General features: G+C 31.3%; 23 protein-coding genes and 1 riboswitch. Of the genes, 15 read left to right on the top strand and 8 right to left on the bottom strand.

Annotated features, from left to right (window positions below):
- Window positions 1-245: 245 nt before the first annotated feature.
- Complete coding sequence (locus HMPREF2586_RS11525) at window positions 246-959, top strand: transaldolase (RefSeq protein WP_046207600.1); 714 nt, start codon at window positions 246-248, stop codon at window positions 957-959.
- A 500-nt stretch (window positions 960-1,459) separates the two neighbouring features.
- Complete coding sequence (locus HMPREF2586_RS11520; RefSeq protein WP_046207599.1) at window positions 1,460-1,909, top strand: hypothetical protein; 450 nt, start codon at window positions 1,460-1,462, stop codon at window positions 1,907-1,909.
- Window positions 1,910-1,913: 4 nt separating this feature from the next.
- Here HMPREF2586_RS11520 and HMPREF2586_RS11515 read toward each other — a convergent pair whose 3' ends face one another.
- Together HMPREF2586_RS11515 and HMPREF2586_RS11510 are read right to left on the bottom strand one after the other, a co-directional pair.
- On the bottom strand, window positions 1,914-2,336 hold the full coding sequence (locus HMPREF2586_RS11515; RefSeq protein ID WP_046207598.1) for a competence protein ComK: 423 nt from the start codon (window positions 2,334-2,336) through the stop codon (window positions 1,914-1,916).
- Between the two features lie 10 nt (window positions 2,337-2,346).
- On the bottom strand, window positions 2,347-2,715 hold the full coding sequence (locus HMPREF2586_RS11510; RefSeq protein WP_305366841.1) for a helix-turn-helix domain-containing protein: 369 nt from the start codon (window positions 2,713-2,715) through the stop codon (window positions 2,347-2,349).
- Between the two features lie 332 nt (window positions 2,716-3,047).
- Here HMPREF2586_RS11510 and HMPREF2586_RS11505 point away from each other — a divergent pair, with 332 nt between their 5' ends.
- Together HMPREF2586_RS11505 and HMPREF2586_RS11500 are read left to right on the top strand one after the other, a co-directional pair.
- Window positions 3,048-3,272: a hypothetical protein gene (locus HMPREF2586_RS11505; protein WP_019468074.1), complete on the top strand. Its 225-nt coding sequence runs from the start codon at window positions 3,048-3,050 to the stop codon at window positions 3,270-3,272.
- Window positions 3,273-3,436: 164 nt separating this feature from the next.
- Window positions 3,437-4,291, top strand: a complete 855-nt coding sequence (locus tag HMPREF2586_RS11500) for a peptidoglycan release complex glucosaminidase SagB (RefSeq protein WP_046207596.1) — start codon at window positions 3,437-3,439, stop codon at window positions 4,289-4,291.
- A 395-nt stretch (window positions 4,292-4,686) separates the two neighbouring features.
- Here the strand turns inward: HMPREF2586_RS11500 and HMPREF2586_RS11495 are convergent, their stop codons facing one another.
- Complete coding sequence (locus HMPREF2586_RS11495) at window positions 4,687-5,616, bottom strand: osmoprotectant ABC transporter substrate-binding protein (RefSeq protein ID WP_046208326.1); 930 nt, start codon at window positions 5,614-5,616, stop codon at window positions 4,687-4,689.
- A 161-nt stretch (window positions 5,617-5,777) separates the two neighbouring features.
- Here HMPREF2586_RS11495 and HMPREF2586_RS11490 point away from each other — a divergent pair, with 161 nt between their 5' ends.
- From HMPREF2586_RS11490 to ribE (HMPREF2586_RS11470), 5 genes are all read left to right on the top strand, one after another.
- Window positions 5,778-7,253 carry an FAD/NAD(P)-binding protein gene (locus HMPREF2586_RS11490; RefSeq protein WP_070658744.1) on the top strand — a complete coding sequence of 492 codons (1,476 nt, stop codon included), beginning with the start codon at window positions 5,778-5,780 and terminating at the stop codon, window positions 7,251-7,253.
- Window positions 7,254-7,647: 394 nt separating this feature from the next.
- Window positions 7,648-7,781: riboswitch (FMN riboswitch) on the top strand.
- Window positions 7,782-7,939: 158 nt separating this feature from the next.
- A complete protein-coding gene (gene ribD, locus HMPREF2586_RS11485; RefSeq protein WP_070658741.1) occupies window positions 7,940-8,983 on the top strand; it encodes a bifunctional diaminohydroxyphosphoribosylaminopyrimidine deaminase/5-amino-6-(5-phosphoribosylamino)uracil reductase RibD in 1,044 nt (347 codons plus the stop codon).
- A 6-nt stretch (window positions 8,984-8,989) separates the two neighbouring features.
- Window positions 8,990-9,622 carry a riboflavin synthase gene (gene ribE, locus HMPREF2586_RS11480; protein ID WP_070658738.1) on the top strand — a complete coding sequence of 211 codons (633 nt, stop codon included), beginning with the start codon at window positions 8,990-8,992 and terminating at the stop codon, window positions 9,620-9,622.
- Window positions 9,623-9,632: 10 nt separating this feature from the next.
- Window positions 9,633-10,811 (top strand): bifunctional 3,4-dihydroxy-2-butanone-4-phosphate synthase/GTP cyclohydrolase II, encoded by a 1,179-nt coding sequence (locus HMPREF2586_RS11475; protein WP_070658737.1) that lies wholly within the window; start codon window positions 9,633-9,635, stop codon window positions 10,809-10,811.
- Window positions 10,812-10,822: 11 nt separating this feature from the next.
- Complete coding sequence (ribE, locus tag HMPREF2586_RS11470; RefSeq protein WP_070658736.1) at window positions 10,823-11,281, top strand: 6,7-dimethyl-8-ribityllumazine synthase; 459 nt, start codon at window positions 10,823-10,825, stop codon at window positions 11,279-11,281.
- A 476-nt stretch (window positions 11,282-11,757) separates the two neighbouring features.
- On the opposite strand, the gene HMPREF2586_RS11465 is transcribed toward ribE (HMPREF2586_RS11470), so the two are convergent.
- Window positions 11,758-12,759: a proline dehydrogenase family protein gene (locus HMPREF2586_RS11465; RefSeq protein WP_070658734.1), complete on the bottom strand. Its 1,002-nt coding sequence runs from the start codon at window positions 12,757-12,759 to the stop codon at window positions 11,758-11,760.
- Between the two features lie 267 nt (window positions 12,760-13,026).
- Here HMPREF2586_RS11465 and HMPREF2586_RS11460 point away from each other — a divergent pair, with 267 nt between their 5' ends.
- The 3 genes from HMPREF2586_RS11460 (at window position 13,027) to HMPREF2586_RS11450 (ending at window position 15,649) form a co-directional block, all read left to right on the top strand.
- Window positions 13,027-13,851: an alpha/beta fold hydrolase gene (locus HMPREF2586_RS11460; protein ID WP_046208333.1), complete on the top strand. Its 825-nt coding sequence runs from the start codon at window positions 13,027-13,029 to the stop codon at window positions 13,849-13,851.
- A 291-nt stretch (window positions 13,852-14,142) separates the two neighbouring features.
- Window positions 14,143-15,099, top strand: a complete 957-nt coding sequence (locus tag HMPREF2586_RS11455; protein WP_064208814.1) for an L-lactate dehydrogenase — start codon at window positions 14,143-14,145, stop codon at window positions 15,097-15,099.
- A 148-nt stretch (window positions 15,100-15,247) separates the two neighbouring features.
- On the top strand, window positions 15,248-15,649 hold the full coding sequence (locus tag HMPREF2586_RS11450) for a transcriptional regulator, SarA/Rot family (RefSeq protein ID WP_064208815.1): 402 nt from the start codon (window positions 15,248-15,250) through the stop codon (window positions 15,647-15,649).
- Window positions 15,650-15,771: 122 nt separating this feature from the next.
- Here the strand turns inward: HMPREF2586_RS11450 and HMPREF2586_RS11445 are convergent, their stop codons facing one another.
- Together HMPREF2586_RS11445 and HMPREF2586_RS11440 are read right to left on the bottom strand one after the other, a co-directional pair.
- Window positions 15,772-16,332 (bottom strand): tRNA 5-(aminomethyl)-2-thiouridylate-methyltransferase MnmM, encoded by a 561-nt coding sequence (locus HMPREF2586_RS11445; RefSeq protein ID WP_046208336.1) that lies wholly within the window; start codon window positions 16,330-16,332, stop codon window positions 15,772-15,774.
- Window positions 16,329-17,282 carry a tRNA modification radical SAM protein MnmL/YtqA gene (locus HMPREF2586_RS11440; RefSeq protein ID WP_070039559.1) on the bottom strand — a complete coding sequence of 318 codons (954 nt, stop codon included), beginning with the start codon at window positions 17,280-17,282 and terminating at the stop codon, window positions 16,329-16,331. The genes HMPREF2586_RS11445 and HMPREF2586_RS11440 overlap by 4 nt, the downstream gene beginning before the upstream one ends.
- Window positions 17,283-17,391: 109 nt before the next feature.
- Between HMPREF2586_RS11440 and HMPREF2586_RS11435 the strand changes: the two genes are divergently transcribed.
- From HMPREF2586_RS11435 to HMPREF2586_RS11425, 3 genes are all read left to right on the top strand, one after another.
- Window positions 17,392-18,561 carry an MDR family MFS transporter gene (locus HMPREF2586_RS11435; RefSeq protein WP_046208338.1) on the top strand — a complete coding sequence of 390 codons (1,170 nt, stop codon included), beginning with the start codon at window positions 17,392-17,394 and terminating at the stop codon, window positions 18,559-18,561.
- A gap of 449 nt (window positions 18,562-19,010) precedes the next feature.
- Window positions 19,011-21,425, top strand: a complete 2,415-nt coding sequence (leuS, locus tag HMPREF2586_RS11430) for a leucine--tRNA ligase (protein WP_070039556.1) — start codon at window positions 19,011-19,013, stop codon at window positions 21,423-21,425.
- Between the two features lie 21 nt (window positions 21,426-21,446).
- Entirely contained in the window at window positions 21,447-21,758 is a 312-nt protein-coding gene (locus HMPREF2586_RS11425; protein ID WP_046208340.1) for a rhodanese-like domain-containing protein, read from the top strand.
- Window positions 21,759-21,913: 155 nt separating this feature from the next.
- On the opposite strand, the gene HMPREF2586_RS12745 is transcribed toward HMPREF2586_RS11425, so the two are convergent.
- The gene (locus tag HMPREF2586_RS12745) at window positions 21,914-22,009 is read right to left on the bottom strand and encodes a type I toxin-antitoxin system Fst family toxin (RefSeq protein ID WP_107360307.1); all 96 of its coding nucleotides are present in this window, start codon (window positions 22,007-22,009) and stop codon (window positions 21,914-21,916) included.
- A gap of 156 nt (window positions 22,010-22,165) precedes the next feature.
- Window positions 22,166-23,425, bottom strand: a complete 1,260-nt coding sequence (locus HMPREF2586_RS11420; RefSeq protein WP_070658732.1) for a BaiN/RdsA family NAD(P)/FAD-dependent oxidoreductase — start codon at window positions 23,423-23,425, stop codon at window positions 22,166-22,168.
- Window positions 23,426-23,552: the final 127 nt, after the last annotated feature.

The raw sequence follows: 23,552 nt of genomic DNA, 5'->3' as shown, positions 1-23,552 counted from the left end.
AATTAACTTAAAGTTAACTAAATTTACAATAAGAAAAGTTTTTAGTTAATAACAATATAGATTACAAAGCTTGTTTTTAGTGATATTAGATCTGTTACTGATACTATTATTTTCAGAAATTAATCATTTATAAGCAGAAAAATAGAATTTATGAAATAAAGGTGGTATAAATAAAGTGTATGGTTTAAACCGTTATAAAAATAATTCTTTATAGAATTATTTACTTTAGTCAGGAGGAATTAGTAATGGCAAATTTAAATGTTGAAGTGTTTGCAGATGGTGCAGATATTGAAGAAATGAAAGCAGCTTATAAAAATAAACAAGTAGATGGTTTTACCACAAACCCAAGTTTAATGGCAAAAGCAGGTGTAACAGATTATAAAGCATTTGCCGAAGAAGCTGTGCGCGAAATTCCTGACGCTTCTATTTCATTTGAAGTATTTGCAGATGATTTAGAAACTATGGAAAAAGAAGCGGAAATTTTAAAACAATATGGCGATAATGTTTTTGTTAAGATTCCAATTGTAAACACAAAAGGTGAATCAACTATTTCTCTAATTAAAAAATTATCAGCAAACAATGTTCGTTTAAACATTACTGCTGTTTATACTTTAGATCAAGTTAAAGAAATTACTAATGCTGTAACAGAAGGTGTTCCAACATATGTGTCTGTATTTGCTGGACGCATTGCAGATACAGGAGTAGATCCAATTCCATTGATGAAAGAAGCAGCTGACGTTACACACAGTAAAAAAGGTGTGAAATTATTATGGGCAAGCTGTCGCGAAGTCATCAATGTCATCCAAGCTGATGAAGTTGGCGCGGATATTATTACATGTCCGGCAGATGTAGTTAAAAAAGTGAATAATAATTTAGGACGCGATATAAACGAATTATCTGTTGATACAGTTAAAGGCTTTGCAAAAGATATCCAAAGTTCTGGTCTATCTATTTTATAGTCGTAAACGCAGTTAGTTCATTTCTGTAGCTACTCCCAAATGATGGAAAAAACACTTTCATTGAATTCATCATAAAATGAATTCATATGAAAGTGTTTTTATTATCATCTACCTTGCTTATACACACTCAAAGTTAAAGTATAGTTACTGAAGTAAAAGTTATTTTATTATTAAGCAATTAACTAAAGTTATAATATTATGAATTAGTAATGAATGAAACGAGTAAATAATGAGCGATTATAGAAGCGAAATCATTTACTATTGGGTAAGCGATGGAAAGTTGTATTTCAATTCATTGTTGGCGTTGATTAAAGTAGGATTGAATAAATTGAATTTATGTGGTTACTTGATTGAAATAAAAAACTATAGAATAGCATGGATAAGCAAAGGAAATATAATTTGATTGCAAAATTTTTTATAATATTATTGAAACCATAAGATAAATAACTTATCCTGTATATTGATAGTATAAGTGTGATACTTTTTAAGGAGAAACTTTAATGAAAGCAAATATTTTTAAACAGAAAGTTAAAAAGCATTTATGGTTTTTAAATAAAAAAGAAAAACAACAACTAGATCAAGTGTTATCGAAAGTCTTGGATAAAAACCATGAGGAAGAACTCAATCGACCGATTGCGTTTTCCAATCAATTTTTGAAAAATTATATCTTTGAAGAAAAGGTAGTTTCATCAGCTTATTTCTTCATGTTATTAATTGGTATTTTAATTACATATATTATTTTATTAGGATTATTCTTATTTGCTTTATTGACAAGTTTGTCGTCAGTCCAATTTTTTATTAAACCAGAAGTTGATTTATCTAGTATTATCGTTGTATTGACACTCATAGGTGCGCTACTATTATTGGTGATTAGTCTATACTTAATTAAGGTCGCAACAGGTTATTTTACGAAGAAGCTATTAGAATATAAGCATAATAGAGCGCTATGATGCGTTAAATTAAAAGGTGAGAAAGTGTGATGCTTTCTTGCCATTTTTTATATACAAAAGTGTAGGGTGCATCTACAATGATGAATGTAGCATTTTCAAAATAAATTGTTGTTTGTTCATTATTTGATTTAATCCCAACAATCGCATTTGCATTGATATAATATTGCAAGGGTGCGCGTCTCGCTTTAAGCGGAAACAAAGTAATATCTGGATTAATAAATATAGGGACCATTTTTCTGATTTTTAAAACTTGTTTAGCTTGTTTTGTTTGATAAGATAGTGATAAACCATAGGTTTCTAGAAGGTAAGTAAGTGTAGGCATGATTGAAGTAGGATAGTGAAATTGATGCGTGGTATATTGCCCGACTGTTATGATTTCATTTCCAACAACGGATTTGAGGTATAATAATTTTGTAAACTTTGTCATTTGCCAACTCCTATTTTTGATTTATTCCGTAATATTTAATGTATTTTATTTGCACATTTTTCCGATAATTTTTTATTGTAGAAACAGAGCAGTTCAACATTGATGCAATCTCAAATTGTTTATAGCCTAGCAATTTTAAGTTAAGCCAATTTTTTTCATTAGTAGTTAATAGTTGCAAAAACTGTTGGTATATAATTTGATGATTCATTTGATCAAACAGGATATTTTCTCGTTCTTTTAAATCTGGAGAATTTATTGTAATTTCTAATTGTTTCTGACTGCGAAACAAATCAATCAAATAGCAATTCAAACGAAAATATAAAAATTGTTGTAATGAGACAGAATGATGGGGAGAATACTTCTGTGTTAGTTCCCACATTTTGATAGTGAGTAATTGAGTATATTCTTCTCGATTATACTTAATATGGTATTTTTTTAATAACACAAAAATAATAAATTTGAATTGAAAATATGTTTGTTCGAAGGACATGCTGTAACTCCATTGTTATATATATAACTTTTATTTCCGGATGCAATCATTTTATTTTAAAATTTAGTAATTTTCATTTGCTAAATAATGATAATAGGTGTTAAATAGAGTTAATAAGATAGATAAAATTTAAGTTTTATAACATCAACGCGTATTCAACTTAAAGATATAACACTTTAGAGTTTTAGTATTATCTTCGGACAACAAATCAGGAGGTTTATATGGATTACGCACATTTAAATTTAGAACATTTTTTTGCGAGACATGATGATTTAGATATGATTAAAGATAAATCAGACTTTGTTATGATAAATAATCTAACAAAAGAAATGATGTACCGCGATGGTGAAATTGAAGGAACAATTGATTTAAATCGTTATTATTATAAAAACAGATCCCAAGCAGTAAGCTTTGTTATGATGGAATATAATAAAAGTCAAGAGTAATGAAATTAAAATTTCATTACTTTTTTTATGAATATGTAACAACAAACATATTAAATTGTACGTTCAACTATTTAGTGTTAGAATTTAAATTTAGATAGTCTCTTAAAGTATATTTTTATAAAGAGAGGACTTAATATTCTTATTATTACCTATGAGGTGTGGACATGACGAAGCATAAGAAAGGCTCAATACTATCAATTATTGGCTTATTGGTAGTGTTAGTGATAGCTGTTGTCGTTGTATTTTCAATGATTTCAGATCAAATCTTTTTTAAAAAGGTTAACCAACAAGAAAAAGTAGAACAGCTCAATATTACTTTAGATAAAGCATCAAAAAAACAAATCGATAATTATACTAGCCAACAAATTTCAAATAAAAATAATGATTCATGGAGAGATGCGTCTTCAACTGAGATTAAAGCAGCAATGGATAGTAATAAATTTATTGAAAGTGAAACTCAAAAATATCAATTTTTAGAATTAGATAAATATCAAGGAATTGATGAAAATAGAATAAAAAGAATGTTAATCGATAATCCAGTACTATTAGAACATTCAGACGATTTCATAAAAGCAGCAAAAGAAAAACATGTAAATGAAGTATACTTAATATCACATGCATTGCTTGAAACAGGATCAGCTAAAAGTGAATTATCGAGTGGTGTTGAAATTGATGGCAAGAAATATTATAACTTTTTTGGGGTCGGTGCACTTGATGAAGATCCAGTGAAAACTGGTGCTGAATATGCTAAAAAACACGGTTGGGATACACCAGAAAAAGCAATTACTGGTGGTGCTAATTTTATACATGAACACTTTTTATCAAATAAAGATCAAAACACATTGTATAGCATGCGCTGGAATCCTAAAAACCCTGGTGAACATCAATATGCTACAGATATTAAATGGGCTGAAAGTAACGCAAGCCTAATGTCAAATTTTTATAAAGATATGAAAACAGAAGGCAAATATTATAAATATTTTGTATATAAAGATGATAATAAACATAAAAAAGAATGATCTATGATTTTAAATATAATTAATTATAACAAATGAAAATGATTGAGTTTGTTATACGAACTAAAGAAGGACTAATCCGTAGGAAAAATGGATTAGTCCTTTTTGAATACATAAATGATTGATTTTTGATATTTACATTAGTTAGTAATTTATATTTTATAGACATAGGTAATCGAATTCCGTAAACTGTGAATTAATTATCAAGATGAACGAGAGATGTTAACGTAGTAAATATTATTTAGCTTTATTTTTCTGTCCAAATAATATAAAAAGCATAATCGTTGATATTATCACTTTTATAATGAATTTCATTAAATCACTTCCTTACTATGTAGCTATAGTAACACTAATCGATTAATATCACATAACATTAAATATAGAATTACACTTGAAATTTAATTTTCATCTTCGAAATAATTGTGTTTTTCTAAAAATCTTTTGGCTACAATTGCTGGTTCTTTACCTTCACCATCTGCTTCATAGTTTAACTTTTGCATTTGTTCAGTACTAATTTTATCATCTAATTTATTAATAGATTTTTTAATTTGTGGATGCTTTTGTAATAATTCATTTGGAGCGACCGCGCTAGCATCATATGGCGGGAAAAAATTTTTATCATCCTTAAGTACAACTAAATCATACGCTGCAATTCTTCCATCTGTTGTATAACCAAGTGCAACATCGAGTTTATTATTTTTTAACGCGTCGTAAACTAGTCCAATTTGCATAGGTTTTAAATCATTGAAACCAAAACCATAATGTGCACGGAATGGTGCATAACCATCGCCACCTCTCTTGATCCATGTCGTATCTGTACCAACTCTTACTTTATCTTTTACTTTTTTTAAATCTGAAACGGTATGTAAATCATATTTTTTTGCGGTTTCTTTAGTAACCATAAAAGCAAAAGTATTTTCAAATCCATAAGAGTCGAAAAACGTTTGATCAAATTTTTGATTGAATAATTTTTGAGTTACTGACATTGCTTTTTGAGTATTTGTAATAGGTTGTTGTTCTAAAGCCCCAACCAAATCAGTGCCAGTGTAGCGTGTACTTGATATGTCGGCATCTCCGCGAAGTAATGCATTATGCTGTATTGTAGCTGAACCTAAGTTGTTAATAATCGATCCAGTAATCTTTCCTTTTGTATCATGTTCTATTAAATCTTTAAGCATATAAGCCATGATTTGAGATTCACTCGTAGCTAAAGCAGAAATTTTAACTGAGTTTTTAGATTGACCGCCGCCTAAACCAGGTAAGTCACAACTTGCTAATAAAATTGAACTAACAATCAATAAATAAATTATTCTTTTAAAAAATTTCATGTTTTAACTCCTTATATGTTTTAGAAATCTTTTTTGATACAACATTTTTATATTAACATATATATTAATTTTGTATAATGGTGGCATAGTCCATTAATATGTAATATCAATTAAATACTTGATATACTAAGTATAAATTAATTAAAGTAAGGATGAGTGAAATGCGTATAGCTATCATTGGTATGGGTACCGCAGGTGTTAGTTTGTTAAAAGAATTAGTTAAATATAATGAATTCGAACAAATGGAAGTAGACGTTTATGATAACCCTAAAAACATGGGTCAAGGTGTGCCTTTTCAAAATGACAGCGACCAATTATTAATCAATTTACCTGCAAAACAAATGTCTTTAAATTTGAATAATGAGCGAGAATTTTACGAATGGTATCAACATCAATCTATATTTAAATTTTCTAATCCAGAGTATCTACCCAGATTTATTTTTGGACACTATATGAAAGATTATTTGGAAACTTATCATAATCAATATAGTAATATTCATATGATTAAAGAAGCAGTATTAGAAGTGTATATAGAATCTAATATTGGGGATACGCAGGTTGAATATGTTGTCTGCACATCTGAAAATTTAGAGAAACGCCGACGTTATGATATTGTATTTTTAACAATCGGTACGATGTCCTATCATGACCCATATCAATTAAAAGGAACGCCAGGTTACATAAAAACACCTTATCCAACTTATGACACATTAAATGAAGTTGATAGTACTGATAGAATTGCCATTATTGGTACTGGCTTAGCAAGTTTAGATGTCATTCGATTTGTAACGGCACATCATCCTAATTTACCTATTACAGTGACGAGTCGTAAAGGTCATTTACCCAGTGTTAGGGGAAATATGCCAGAAATTCAATTTAAATATCTTACTCCAGAAAAATTTAATGAAATCAAAAAAGAATGTTTTGGAAACGTACCTTTGGACGAGGCATTGGCATTATTTAAAAAGGACTGTGAATATTATGATATTCCATTAGAAGAATTAGTACACAGAAGGCAAGGCGACCCGATTTTGGATTTAACCTATGATTTACAACATGCCGAAGCGCTAGGGAAATTTCAAAGTATCTTAGAATTAACAAAAGAAAATTTAAATTGGATTTGGAACAGTTTCAGTAGAGAGGATCAGAAGATATTCTTAGAAAAATACCAATCTATATTAAAAGAAAATTCGAACCCAATGCCTCCTCGTACCGCAAAATTAATTATCGATCATATCGAAAAAGGGCAAATTGAAATCAAAAAAGGGTTGGAAGACGTTAAATATGACGGGCATCAATTTTGTTTTAAATATGAGGATGATTTTAAAGCAATTGATAAATTTGATATTGTCATTAATGCTACTGGTTCAAAATCACATTTATCAGAATTAGACCAAGATGATCAACTGATTCTCAATCTGGAAAATAGGCAAGTAGTCCAAGCACACCCACTAGGTGGTATTCAAATCATTCCAGAAACAAATCAAATTATAAGTCCACGTTATGGTACCTTAAAAAACATGTTTGCTTTAGGTCAAGTTACAAATGGAATTAATCAATCACGTAACGGCGTTATGATGATAGTAAAACAAGCTGTAAGTGTAGTAGAGAATTTGTTGAATACTAAGCATGATTGATTTTGTAGTGTAGTATACAAACGAATGTTTATCCAATTTAGATGAATCAGTTAAATATGAATTATGTTTCCGAATGAATTTAAATCCGGTTTCATTTTGAGGAAAGCAAAAGAGTAATTTTTGCTAGATGTTCGTTCGTTTTTGGTTTGAATTATAGAAGTATTAAATAAGTATAGCATTTAATCATTTATGAAAATATTTTAAGATGTAAATTTTTGATGAATGGATTTGTAAACCAACTTATAAGCATTGTAAAGTCAATAATATAAGCAAGTTGTTACTGATATAAAGCCGACTTAGATAATATGAATTGTTTTTTGTCGAAATATATAGTACGATAACGATGTAGCTTTCAAAAGTTACTTTGACTCAATCATCAATTACAATTTCATAAATATTCTTTCGGGGCAGGGTGAAATTCCCAACCGGCAGTAAATTAAGCCTGCGACCTGCATTTGTTTTGGCAAATGTGGCTGATCTAGTGAAATTCTAGAGCCGACAGTAAAGTCTGGATGGGAGAAAGAATGAAGTATAACAAAAAGGCACTTATACGAGTGTTTATTTAACGTACATTTTTCTAAAAATTGGAGAAGTGTATCCAAATTTAAGTAAATTATGTTATATCTAAATACATCCCACACCTGAAATGAGTTTCAGGTGTTTTTTTATTATTAAGAGGTGATTATATGAGTCAATATTTAAATTATGCAATTCAATTGGCGCAGATGGTAGATGGCCAAACTGGTGTAAATCCTCCTGTGGGTGCAGTTGTGGTAAATCAAGGTAGAATCGTCGGTATTGGTGCACATTTACGAAAAGGTGACAAACATGCCGAAGTACAAGCTTTAGATATGGCAAAAGCAGCAGCAAATGGAGCGACAATTTATATATCTTTAGAACCTTGTTCACATTATGGTTCAACGCCACCATGCGTAAACAAAATTATTGAATTTGGTATTTCAAAAGTTGTTTATGCTGTTAAAGACACAACCTTATCGTCTAAAGGTGATGAAATTTTACAAAATGCTGGAGTGAAAGTCGAGTTTCATCATAAGCCAGATGCTGAAGCATTATACAAAGACTTTTTTATTACTAAGCGACAAGACGTTCCTGAAGTTACTGTAAAAGTATCTTGCAGTTTAGATGGTAAACAAGCTACTGATAGTGGTGAAAGTAAATGGATTACCAACAAAACTGTTAAACAAGATGTATTTATGCTCAGACATAAACATGATGCAGTAATCACCGGGACTGGTACGTTAAACGCAGATAATCCACAATATACTACTAGGATTGAACAAGGTAAACAACCTATACGTGTGATACTTTCAAAATCTGGACAAGTCGATTTTACTTTAGACATTTTTCAACAACCGACGACGCCAATATGGATTTTTACAGAAAATAAAAATTTAAAAAATCAAAATAAAAATATAGAAATAATGTATTGCTCAAATTGTACGATTGAAAATATTTTAAAGCAGTTATATCAAAACGGGATTGGACGTGTTTTGGTTGAAGCAGGTCCCACGATTACTTCAGAATTTCTCCAATCTAACTTTACAAATGAACTCATCTTATATTACGCCCCAAAAATAATAGGTGGTTCTGGTGACAATCAATTTTTCAAAACAGAAAATGTCTTTAATTTATCAGACGTTCCTCAATTTGAAATTGTAAATTCCAAAATGCTTGAGCAAAATATTAAATTAGAATTGCGAAAGAAGTGAATAATTATGTTTACTGGTATTGTCGAAGAAATAGGAACTATAAAAAAAGTTACAACACAACAAGCGGTTGTTAATTTAACAATTGATTGTAGAACAATTTTATCTGACATGCATATTGGTGATTCTATTAGTGTAAACGGTGTATGTTTAACTGTTATACAATTTGATGAACGGTCATTTTCAGTCCAGGTAATCAAAGGTACTGAGAATAAAACCTATTTGAATCAATTAAATCAATTCGCTGAGGTGAATTTAGAGCGAGCAATGAGCGGTTCAGGAAGATTTGGAGGTCATTTTGTACTTGGCCACACTGATGAAGTAGCTAGAATTACTAGAATACAAAACTCAGATAATTCTAAAATTGTAACTATTAAACCATCTACTTCTGTGATCGATCAAATGGTACAACAAGGTTCAATCACCGTAGATGGCGTTAGTTTGACAGTATTTCAATTACGAGATACAGAATTTGATATTCATCTTATACCAGAAACAAGAAGATCAACTATTTTAAATCAAAAACGTGTTGGTGACTTAGTACATATTGAAACAGACATGTTGTTTAAATATGTAGAAAAAATAGTTGGTAAAAGTGAAAAAGGTTTAAGTTTAGAAAAACTAAGCGCTTTTGGATTCTAGGAGGGGTAAAATGCAATTGGACAGTATAGATTTAGCACTTGAATCACTAAAAAAAGGTAAAAGTATCATTGTAGTAGACGATGAAAATAGAGAAAATGAAGGAGATTTAGTAGCGGTTACTGAATGGATGTATGATAATACTGTTAATTTTATGGCTAAATATGGAAGAGGATTAATTTGTGCACCGATTAGTAAAAAAATAGCTGAAGATTTAGAACTTCATTCAATGGTCAATCATAATTCAGATGTATATGGCACTCAATTTACAGTTAGTATTGATCATATTAACACTACAACTGGTATCAGTGCTGATGAAAGAATGCTCACTGCAAAAGCATTAATCGATAATAGTACAACAGCAGAAGATTTTAATAAACCAGGCCATTTATTTCCATTAGTTGCTCAAGAGAATGGTGTATTGGCTAGACGTGGTCATACGGAAGCCTCTGTAGATTTAGCTAAATTAACTGGCGCAAAACCGGCAGCGCTGATTTGTGAAATTATGAATGACGATGGTTCAATGGCAAAAGGTGATGATTTAGAAGCATTTAAAAATAAGCACAATTTGGTAATGATATCTATCGAAGATTTGGAAAAATATAGAAAGCAATCTGTTTCGTCTGTTGCAGCAAAAGCTAAAATAAAGTTGCCTACTGAATATGGTAATTTCGATATGTATGGTTTTACAACAAATGATGGTGAAGAAATTGTAGCAATCACAAGTGGTAATATTAACGAAACAGAGAATGTACGTATACATTCTGCTTGTTTGACTGGAGATATTTTTCATAGTCAAAGATGTGATTGTGGTGAACAGCTTGCTGCATCTATGAAATACATTGATAAAAATGGAGGCGTTATCCTTTATTTACCTCAAGAAGGTAGAGGAATCGGTTTAATTAATAAATTAAGAGCATATGAATTGATAGAACAAGGATATGATACGGTTACAGCAAATATTGCACTCGGTTTTGATGAAGATTTAAGAGAATACCAATATGCTGCTGAAATTTTAAAATATCTAGGTATCAAACGTGTGAATTTATTAAGTAATAATCCTAAAAAATTTGGAAGTTTGGAGAATTACGGCATTGATATTGCCAAAAGAATTGAATTGGTAATACCATCGAACCAATATAACCAAGCTTATATGAAAACAAAAAAAGAGAAAATGGGTCATTTAATATAGGAGGAATAAACATGAATTTTGAAGGTAATTTAATAGGATCAGATTTAAAGGTAGCGATTGTCGTAAGTAGATTCAACGATTTCATTACGAATCGTTTGCTAGATGGTGCTAAAGACACTTTAGTTAGACACGAAGTGCCTGCAGAAAATATTGATGTTGCATATGTGCCTGGGGCTTTTGAAATCCCATTAGTAGCTAAAAAATTAGCTCAAAAAAGTGATTACGATGCAGTAATTACTTTAGGTTGTGTGATTAGAGGTTCAACGTCACATTATGATTATGTATGTAATGAAGTAGCGAAAGGTGTTTCAAAAGCGAATGATATTTCAGATACACCAGTTATCTTTGGAATTTTAACAACTGAAAATATTGAACAAGCTGTAGAACGTGCAGGTACAAAAGCAGGAAACAAAGGGTCTGAAGCGGCAGTAAGTGCTATAGAAATGGCAAATTTATTGAAAAAAATTTAATGATTCAAGTAATAATTAGTAATGTCATTTAAAAATAAAAATTAGGTCAGAACTCTAGATATCATTTCCTCTGCTCAAAATAAGAGTCAGGCATATAAATCCAAAAAATAGCACTCAGATGATTTAATTCAATTCATCTGAGTGCGTCTTTTTATTCAATACTTCATATTGTTGGCTCGCTTTCTTTGGGGACAGCTTTAGCCTGTAGCAGCTTGTCCTATACTTCGAGAGACTTGCTAAAATACGTCATATTTGTCAAAGAACTATATGATTCAAACAAAATAATTTTGAGAAAGGGGATTTATGTCCCAGCCTCTTTTGTTTTAAATTTTTGTTTTTGCTCGTCATACTTGGACTATAAATATCGTTTGCATAATCCGTAATCATTCACTTATTCATAAATATGATATTACATTTGATTATTCTAACAACATTTTTAAAAGGTTTAAATTACATACATTTTAACCATAAAATTTTTATTTTTTTAATTTTTTGTATAGCCATGCACTTAATGCTCCAATAGTTGACAGAGCTCCAACGACTACTCCCATTTTTTTCAACACTTCGGGTTTCATAATTTCTAAAAACATTAGATTTAAATTTTGAGGTCGTTCTGCTAATCTTCTCATAAAGTAACTAAACCAATCATCACCGTATGGAACATAGATACAGAAATGATTGCCTTCGCGCGCTAGTGATTCTGCCAATTCTGAGCGGAAACCATACAACATCTGAAATTCATAGTTATCTTTTTCAATATTATTGTCTTTAATAAACTGTTTAATATGTGTGATGATAGCATCATCATGTGTAGCAATAGAAGTGACATTTTTCGCATTTAAAAGTCGCTTTTTAATTAAGCGTATGTAATTATCGTCAATTTCTTCTTTAGTTTGATAGGCGATGTTTTCATTTTCTTTATATGCACCTTTGACCATACGTAATCGTAATTCTGGGTATTTATCGACGAGTGCATCTGCTTTATATAAATATCCTTGTATAACAGTTCCTACATTTTTAAATTCGCCTTTTAATCGGTCTAAAACTTGTGTAATATCAAATAAGCTATCATATTTTTCAGTGTCTATATTAATATGCATATTACCAAAATCGTTAGCTTTAAGTAATATTTCACGTAAATTACGATAAGCAAGATCAATGTCAAACTCAGAACCTAATTGGCTGATTTTGATAGACATATGACCATCTAAATTATGATTGTTGATAGCATACATCACTTCTAATATTTGGTCTTTTGCTTGTATTGCCTCACCTTCATTTAAAACAAATTCACCAAGACAATCTACTGTGACAGTAATCCCTTTGTTATTTAAACGTTCAATTGTGTCCACTAATTCTGGAATAGTGTTCCCTGCAACTACTTTCTTGGCACCGAACATAGGACCAATTTCCTTAGCTGCTTTATTTAAAAATGGATTGTTAGATAATCCTATAAAAAAATTTTTCACAATTGGCATATTAATTCCTCCCATTCTGCTTATGGCTGTTCTTTCAATAATAGTGTAGCATGAATCTAATAGTAATGAAATCGTTTACAATAAAATTTATTACACTAAATATTATATACTACACGATAACATTGTCTCACGCTTTAGCTATGAGTTATAATCATAAAGTTATAGGCACACATAACAGTATGATTTATGCGTTAAAAATGGAAAAAGTACATCATATTTTGATACAATGTAGTTATTGAAATTATTGTAGAAGGGGAAGTATGGAATATGTGGAAATGGGAAACAGAAAACGAGGCAAAGGGTGTCATTGTAATCGCCCATAACATGCTCGAACATACAGGTAGATATGCATATGTTATAACAATGCTTCGTAGAAATGGCTACCATGTAATCATGGGTGATTTGCCTGGACAAGGTCAAACTACACGTGCTAATAAAGGACAAATAGCAAACTTCGAAGTATACCATGAACATGTGCTTGAATGGATTAGAATAGCTAATGAGTATAAACTTCCGACTTATTTTTTAGGTGTAGGCCTTGGTGGGCTTATCATTTTAAATTTACTTGAAAAAGTGGAAGTGCCTATTGAGGGGCTAATGTTGATTTCTCCATTATTAGAATTCAAGAAAAATAAAAAAACTAGAAAAGATAAAATTGTGTCGAATGTAGGAAAATTAACTAAAGATACAAGATTTAAAATAGGTATTACAATTGAAGATTTAACACGTAATGAGGAGGTTATTGAAGAGGCAAAAGCGGACCAACTCATGCTTCAGAAAGTTACGTATCATTGGTATAAACAAATCATTGAAATCATGAAAGAAACTGTTACACATTTAAAAGATATTAAACCACTTCCTTTATTATTAATGTATGGACTAGAAGATAAAGTGTCTGATATTTCTACTATGAGTTTAATTAAAGAAAAAATTACTACAGAAGAGTTATATTTTAAAGCTTGGCCTGGGTTGAATCATGAAATACATAATGAACCTGAAAGAGATGACGTAATGCGCTATGTTCTAGCATTTCTTAATAATAGCGCTAGTAATATTGGTTTTATTGTACATGATGAAAATGAACTTTCATAATTTATATAATAAATGATGGAATCGGATCTTGAGTATCATTTTATAAAATGCTTAATAAGTCTAAACAACCATCTAATTGATACAATTATGACTTAACAATCATTGATAAAAAGAGTGAATAAATTTAATCTGTCGTTGATTTTATTGACACTCTTTTATTTATAAAAAATAATGTGAAAAAAATCACAATAAACATTGATTTTTAAAATAATGATTGTTATATTTATATTGTGAAAAAAATCACATTAATCTTTAGTAATATTTACTTTGAATTAAAAGGAGCGACTTAGCATGAAAATTGAAAAAGGGAATAAAGTGGTTTTAATAGGTGATGGAGCAGTTGGATCAAGTTATGCTTTTGCAGTAGTTGCACAAGGTTTAGCTGATGAATTAGTAATAATTGATTTAGATGAAGCAAAAGTTAAAGGCGATGTTGCAGATTTAAATCATAGTGCTCCATACGGTGATTCACCAGTAAAAGTAAAAGCTGGTAGTTATGAAGATTGTAGTAATGCTGACTTAATTGTCATTACTGCAGGAGCTGCACAAAAGCCAGGCGAAACGAGATTAGATTTAGTAGAAAAAAATACAAAAATATTTAAAGATATTGTCACTAAAATTATGAGCACAGGCTTTAATGGCATTTTCCTTATAGCAACAAATCCAGTGGATGTATTATCCTATGTAACACAAAAAGTTTCAGGATTACCGAAAGCTCAAGTGATTGGATCAGGTACAATACTAGATACCGCACGATTTAAATTTGAACTAGCACAAGAATTTGGTGTGTCCCCTTGGAGTGTGGATGCACAAATTATTGGTGAACATGGTGATTCTGAATTAGCGATATGGTCACAAGCTAATATTGCTGGTCAACCATTATACAATTTATTAAATGATAACCCTGATAAACAACATAGAATAGATGAAATATTTACCAACACAAGAGATGCTGCTTATGAGATTATCCAATCAAAAGGGGCAACTTATTATGGCATAGCAATGGGATTGGTACGTATTACACAAGCAATTTTAAAAAATCAAAATGTAGTCTTGCCAGTTTCTAGTTATTTAGAAGGTGAATATAAACAAGATGATGTTTATATTGGAGTGCCTACATTAATTAATAGAAATGGTGCAGTTAAAGTATATGAGACGCAATTAAATAGTGAAGAAAGTGAAAAGTTTGAAAATTCTGCCATAATTTTGAAAGATATGCAAAATAAAATCAAACAACTAATTGCATAATTCATAATTTAATTTTAAACTGTATATAAGATTAATTTTATTGAAAATATCAAAATTTATTCCGATATGAATAAATTTTGCATTGAATGAATTTTTGGTAAATTAATTTTACATGTTTAACTTTATATTATGATTGGGGGATATTTCTATGGGGAAGACAATTGCTGATATGGTAGATAGTGTCCTTAGATTGGAATATGTACTTAAAGATATTGAAGAAATTTTTGAAAAAGTACAGAAACAATATAAAATGTCAAAAGAAGAAATTTTAATTCTTTTAACACTTTGGGAAGAAGGATCAATGACGCTTAAAGAAATGGATAATTATGTTAAAATAAAATCTTATAAACGTACAAGAACGTATAATGATTTAGTTGAGAAAGCGTGGATTATTAAAGAAAGACCTGTGAACGATGAACGTACGGTAATTATACATTTCAATGAGGATTTAAAAGGTCAAAGGGAAGAACTTTTAAATTGTTTTAAAGCAGAAATAAGTGAAAAATCATCTACTATACAATCTAGTCTTAAATCTATCTTAAAATTATAGGGAATAATTATAGTTACAAAATGAGAAGTTAGACCCAATATAGTATTAGGTAATCAATATCTATACTAAAGTAAAAATGCATCTCCATTTATGTGGAGATGCATTTTTATTTTTAATATACTTTATCTTTTTTCAATTGCACATAGAAATGGTGCATTATTTTTTTGATTAATAAATTGATATTGTAATATGTGTGCTTTGTTTTGATCAAAATGTTGAAGATAATTTAATAATGCATCACGTTCAATTTTACCCTCATCATGTCCGTGATATATTACTAGTACAATTATGCCTTCTGTTGCCAATATATCAAATATTTCATCTATAGCTGTTAAAGTACTGCTGGGGATTGTCACAATTGATTTGTCGCCTTTAGGTAAATAGCCTAAATTAAAAATGGCTGCATCAATTTGTCCAATTTCATTACTTTGTATATATTGCTTTACTTTAGCATGACTATCTTGAATTAAGTGTACATTTTTAAATGCGTTTGTCTTGTTGCTCGTATTTTGAATTGCAACCTCTTGAATATCAAAAGCATACACTTTACCATTTGGAACTTGTTGTGCTAAAAATTCAGTGTCATGACCATTACCACAAGTGGCATCAATCACAATGCTGTCTTTGTTGATATGTTGTCGTAATAGCGTTTTAGAAAATGGTAAAATCCGTTCTAGTTTCATGATTTAATCGTCGATTCATAGTATTTTCCTTGATAAGAATTTCTGCGTGCTAATTCATCATCAATTTCGTTTAATACTTCCCATTTGTTGACACTCCACATAGGGCCAACCATTAAGTCAATCGGACCATCACCAGTAATTCGATGGACAATCATTTCTTTTGGTAAAATTTCTAGTTGATCACAAACTAAATTTGTATAATCGTCTTGAGACATGAATTCGAGCATGCCTTTTTCGTATTGTTTTACCATTGGTGTACCTTTAAGTAGGTGTAACAAGTGTATTTTAATGCCTTGGACATCCATTTGTGCTACTTCTTTAGCTGTTTCCATCATCATGTCATAGTCTTCTTCAGGAAGACCGTTAATGATATGTGTACACACGTTTATGTTATGTTTACGTAGCTTAGCTACACCTTCGTAATACGTTTTCATATCATGTGCACGATTAATCAAATCTGATGTTTTTTGATGTACTGTCTGTAGACCTAATTCAACCCATAAATAGGTACGTTCGTTCAATTCAGCTAAGTATTCGACAACATCATCCGGTAAGCAGTCAGGGCGTGTTCCAATAGATAATCCTACAACTCCAGGTTCTTTTAATGCAGTTTCGTACTTTTCTCTTAATACTTCAACTGGCGCATGTGTGTTAGTAAATGCTTGGAAATAAGCAATATACTGACCTTCATGCCATTTTTCATGCATTCTATCTTTGATTTGTTGGAATTGCACATCTATCGGGTCTACACGATCTCCTGCAAAATCCCCACTTCCTGCTGCAGAACAAAACGTACAGCCACCATGTGCAACTGTGCCATCTCTATTTGGGCAATCAAATCCTCCGTCAATTGCAACTTTAAAGATTTTTTGGCCAAATTTATTTTTCAAATGGTAATTCCAAGTATGATATCGTTTATTCTCGAATGCGTAAGGGAAGAATTGTCCCATATAACATTTTCCTTTCTAAATTCATTCTAGTTAAAGATTTTAACATATTTTAATGATATAGTGTTTAGAGTAAAAACAGAAATTTAAAATTAGAAAGGAGCTTATGGTTATGAATATGCCAAAATCAGTGTGGTGGTTGGTGATTGGTATGGCATTAAATATCACAGGCTCAAGTTTTTTATGGCCATTAAATACAATATATATGAATGAAGAATTAGACAAAAGTTTAACAATGGCTGGGTTAGTATTAATGATTAATTCATTTGGTATGGTCATTGGCAATTTATTAGGTGGTAATCTATTTGATAAATTGGGTGGTTATCGGACAATTATGATTGGAACTGTGATCTGTTTAAGTAGTACAACATTGTTGAATTTTTTCCACGGATGGCCATGGTATGCAGTATGGTTAGTCTGTCTAGGCTTTGGAGGTGGCATGATTGTCCCAGCAATTTATGCGTTAGCAGGTGCAGTTTGGCCGCAAGGTGGTAGACAAACTTTTAATGCGATATATTTAGCTCAAAATTTAGGAGTGGCGATTGGTGCAGCATCTGGTGGCTTTGTGGCAGAATTAAGTTTTAATTATATATTTATAGCTAATTTATTAATGTATATTGCATTTGCCATAGTCGCAATTAGCCAATTTAATATTAAATTGGACATTAAAGTTAAATCAAATGATGCTATGAGTTTATTAGATAAAGCGTACAGACCACAATTCATTGCATTAACTTTGCTGTGTGTCATGTTTAGCATTTGTTGGATTGCTTATATTCAATGGGAAAGTACGATTGCTTCATTTACTCAAGAGCTAAATATCTCTATGGGCCAATACAGTTTATTGTGGACTGTCAACGGTATTATGATATTAGTTGCACAACCATTAATCATTCCAATAATTAGATTATTAAAAGGAAATTTAAAGCATCAAATGTATGTTGGTATAGGTATTTTTATTATCTCTTTCTTTGTCACAAGTTTTGCTGAACAATTTTCTGTATTTATGGTAGGTATGGTTATATTAACATTGGGTGAAATGTTTGTTTGGCCAGCAGTTCCGACAATTGCAAATCAACTTGCACCAAATGGGAAAGAAGGTTCATTCCAAGGTTACGTTAATTCTGCAGCTACAGTTGGTAAAGCATTTGGTCCTCTTATTGGTGGTGTTGTTGTTGATATGTTTAACATGCAAATCATGTTTTTAAGCATGATTTCATTGTTAGTTTTATCACTTATATTTTTAACATTTTATGATCGCAAATTACCAAAGGATATTTAATATAATATTGAACCCAAAATGTAGATTTCATTTATTTTTGTTACAGAGCAATCATGGTACATGAGATTAAAAATAAGCATTAATGATTCAGCGAGAAATGGTTATTGAATTAATAATATTTTATGTATAGTTTAAATAATTTTATATAAACATAAAGGCGAGTTTTGTAAATCAACTTTATACTTGAAATAAAGGGCTTTTTCAAATATCATAAGAAGAGTATAGGAGTAGTAATTTGAAAGCTTTTCGACAGAGAGCTAGGGTGGGTGGAACCTAGCGTAAAGCCTCAAGTGAACTTACCAGGACTTAAAGTGAATGAATGACATCTCTAACTATTAATTAAAATGAGCGCACATTTAGTGAAACAGGGTGGTACCGCGGTGAAAATCATCGTCCCTATTATATAATAGTTTGAGGTGTCTTTTTATTATTGAACAGGAGGAAATGAAGTGAATTACAATCATAATGAAATTGAAAGAAAATGGCAGAATTATTGGGAAAACTATAAAACGTTCAAAACTGAAGATAATTTAGGCCAGAAAAAATTTTATGCACTTGATATGTTCCCTTATCCATCAGGTGCAGGGCTACATGTAGGCCATCCTGAAGGCTATACAGCTACTGATATTATTTCAAGATACAAACGAATGCAAGGATATAATGTATTACATCCAATGGGTTGGGATGCTTTTGGTTTACCAGCTGAACAATATGCACTTGATACAGGTAATGATCCTCGTGAATTCACAAAACAAAATATCCAAACTTTTAAACGACAAATTAAGGAATTAGGATTTAGTTATGATTGGGATCGTGAAGTTAATACAACAGACCCAGAATATTATAAATGGACACAATGGATATTCATTCAATTATATAATAAGGGACTTGCTTATGTTGATGAAGTAGCAGTGAACTGGTGTCCTGCGTTAGGTACTGTATTGTCAAATGAAGAAGTAATCGATGGTGTTTCTGAACGTGGCGGACATCCTGTTTATAGAAGACCAATGAAACAATGGGTACTTAGAATTACTGAATATGCAGACAGATTACTTGAAGATTTAGATGATTTAGATTGGCCTGAATCTTTAAAAGACATGCAACGTAATTGGATTGGACGATCAGAAGGCGCATCTGTAAGATTTAATGTAGAAAATTTCAATGATCAAATTGAAGTGTTTACAACACGCCCAGACACTATTTATGGTGCAACATTCTTAGTGTTAAGTCCTGAACATGAACTCGTAAATAAAATTACTACATCAGAACATCAAGAAAGTGTTGAGAAATATCAACAAGAAGCGGCAATGAAATCAGACTTAGAACGTACTGGATTAGCTAAAGAAAAATCTGGTGTGTTTACTGGAGCGTATGCATTTAATCCTTTATCAGGAGAAAAAACGCCGATTTGGATTGCTGATTATGTTTTATCTTCATATGGTACAGGCGCTGTTATGGCAGTTCCTAGCGGAGACCAAAGAGACTATGAATTTGCAAAAGCTTTTGATTTACCAATTAAAGCAATAATTGAAGGTGGAGACCTATCTGAAGCAGCTTATGATGGCGATGGGCCTCATATTAATTCACAAGAATTAAATGGTTTATATAATCATGAAGCGATTGAAAAAGCTATTACACTTTTAGAACAAAACAATGCTGGTACAAGAAAAGTCAATTATAAACTGAGAGATTGGTTATTTAGTCGTCAACGTTATTGGGGCGAACCTATTCCTGTTATACATTGGGAAGATGGTACGATGACAACGGTTCCTGAAGATGAATTACCTTTACTTTTACCTGAGACAGACGAAATTAAACCTTCTGGTACAGGTGAATCGCCATTAGCTAATATAGATGAATTTGTTAATGTTATTGATGAAGAAACTGGGATGAAAGGACGTCGTGAAACAAATACAATGCCACAATGGGCAGGTAGTTGTTGGTATTATTTACGCTTTATTGACCCAGATAATGAACAGATGTTAGCTGATCCTGAAAAGTTAAAACATTGGTTGCCTGTGGATTTATATATTGGTGGAGTTGAACATGCAGTGTTACACTTATTGTACGCTAGATTTTGGCATAAGGTCTTGTATGATTTAGGTGTAGTGCCTACCAAAGAACCATTCCAAAAATTATTTAACCAAGGCATGATTTTAGGTGAAGGTAATGAAAAAATGAGCAAATCTAAGGGTAATGTTATTAATCCAGATGATATAATCAAATCACATGGTGCTGACACGTTACGTCTATATGAAATGTTCATGGGTCCACTAGATGCTGCAATTGCATGGAGTGATAAAGGATTAGACGGTTCAAGACGTTTCTTAGACAGAATTTGGAGACTTTTAATTACAGAAGACGGTTTAATCACAGATAAAGTAGTCAATACTAATAATAAAGCTTTAGATAAAAGTTACCACCAAACTGTGAAAAAAGTTTCGGAAGACTTTGAAACATTAAATTTCAATACGGCAATTAGTCAGCTAATGGTATTTATAAATGATTGCTATAAAGTTGATGAGATTTATAAACCATATATTGAAGGATTTATTAAAATGTTAGCGCCAATCGCACCTCATATAGGTGAAGAATTATGGGCGCGTTTAGGACATGAAGAAACGATTACTTATCAACCATGGCCTTCTTATGATGAAACATTATTAGTCGATGATGAAGTGGAAATTGTCGTTCAAGTAAATGGTAAAGTTCGTGCCAAAATTAAAGTTTCTAAAGATCTTTCAAAAGAAGAAATGGAAACAGTAGCATTAGGTAACGAAAATATCAAAGCTGAAATAGAAGGCAAGGATATTAAAAAAGTGATTGCGGTGCCTCAAAAACTTGTTAATATTGTTGCCAAATAACACAAAAGGGGCGTATATATTATGGAAACAATTACTATAGATGAATTGAAATCAAAAATTTTAAATTCTAATCCTGTTCATGTCGTAGATGTAAGAACTGATGAAGAAACAGCAATGGGTGTCATACCAGATGCAGAAACGATACCTATGGATAAAATTCCTGATAATTTAAGTCACTTTAATTCAGAAGAAACGTATTATATTATTTGTAAAGCTGGTGGCAGAAGTGCACAAGTCGTCCAATATTTAGAACGCAATGGCATTCACGCAGTCAATGTTGAAGGTGGCATGGATGCGTGGGGCGATGAAGGTTTAGAAATTAAAAGTATTTAATCTTTTGATCGAGCAAAATCAAACGATGATTTTGCATTTTATGCAAGTTTAGTGTTATAATATATTTAACAAAGATATCAATACAGATACACCAAACCCCCTCACTATTGCGAGTAGTGAGGGGGTTTTTTGGTGTTGGCTAAATGTCGCCTGTATTATTTGTCATTACGATTGCGCAGCCAGTACGCAAATAACGTAACGATACAACCACTGATAACAGCAGTCATGAAATGAACAAAGATATCAATCACAAAATACACCTCCTCTCTACGTCTATTGACGCCTGAGAGTAGGCGACTTAAGTATTATAACATTCGGTGACTCAAGCGCATAGAAAATACAAAACATTAAAAATGAATTTGTTTTAACAGTGCGTAGTTGGTCTAGTAGATCACAAATTGATAGGTTTAATGTTGAAATTTACTTGCATTTGTTCCTGATATATGACCTGTAACTAAAGCGCTAGTAATATTATAGCCACCTGTATAACCATGGATATCGAGCAGTTCACCACACATAAATAATCCTGGCGTTAATTTTGACATCATCGTTTTGGGTTCGATTTCTTTAAGAGAGACCCCTCCGCCAGTTACGAAAGCTTTTTCAATTGATAGTGTTCCATTAACTTTAAAAATAAATCCTTTTAATAAAGTAATCAATGTATTAAATTGTTCATTAGAGATATGATGTGCTGTTAATGTTTCTGAAATATCTGCTAACTCTAACATATATAATAGATAACGTTCTTCAATTAAACCGTGTAAGCTATTTTTTACATATTTATCTGGCGTATCTTTTAATAATTTACGTACTTTGTCTTCTAATTGTGCAAAACTGAGTTCTGGAAAAGCATCTAATTGCATTTCGATATCTTCGCGTTTTTGTTTTTTTTGTTCTTTATATACAAATTGGCTGCATCTTAATGCGGCAGGGCCACTGATTCCAAAATGAGTAAATATCATGTCCATTTGATGTGTGACGCGCTTTTTACCATTTTTCTTCAATACAGATAACGCAACATTTTTTAAACTTAATCCTTTTAATCTTTTGTTTTTAATAAATTGCTCGGATGACGTAATTGGTACTTCAGTTGGGAAAAGTTCTGTAATTGTATGTCCAAAGTGTTCAGCGAATTTATAACCATCACCAGTCGAACCGGTCTTTGGTACACTCGTGCCACCTGTAGCGATAATCAAACTATTCGTTTCAATTACTTGTTGATTACCTAAAAAGACTTTGAATGTCTGTTGAGTTGTATGTTCAATAGCGTGTACTGACGTTTCTTCTTTTACAGTTACATTATTTTTTTCAATCGTACGAATTAACGCATCTACAACATCCTGTGCTTTATTAGAAACAGGAAACATACGTCCATGATCTTCTTCTTTGAGTGCAACTCCACGTGATTCGAAAAAGTGAATAATAGATTCATTGTCAAATACGGAAAAAGGACTATATAAAAATTTTCCATTTCCTGGTATATTTTTAATTATCTCTTCATACGGTAAACGATTTGTGACGTTACAACGTCCACCTCCTGAGATTTTTAATTTGCGACCGAGCCCTTTTTTCTTTTCAATGAGAAGGACTTTATCACTATGTTGACTTGCTGCGGCAGCAGCCATTAAACCACTAGGACCACCGCCAATTATAATTGTTTGGTACATTTGATTGCCTCACTTTACTAAATAGTGTTATTTTATAGTTTATAGTAATATAGTTTTGAAAAAAAGTGTTTATAACGTTATGATTAAAGTTATGATTGTAAAAATTAAATTTGAGATAGGAAGATCT

Origin of the sequence: Staphylococcus sp. HMSC034G07, from assembly GCF_001835975.1 — a bacterium.
Taxonomy (GTDB): domain Bacteria; phylum Bacillota; class Bacilli; order Staphylococcales; family Staphylococcaceae; genus Staphylococcus; species Staphylococcus ureilyticus.
Note: the sequence above shows the minus strand (reverse complement) of the source record. Positions and strands in the feature narration are given on the sequence as shown.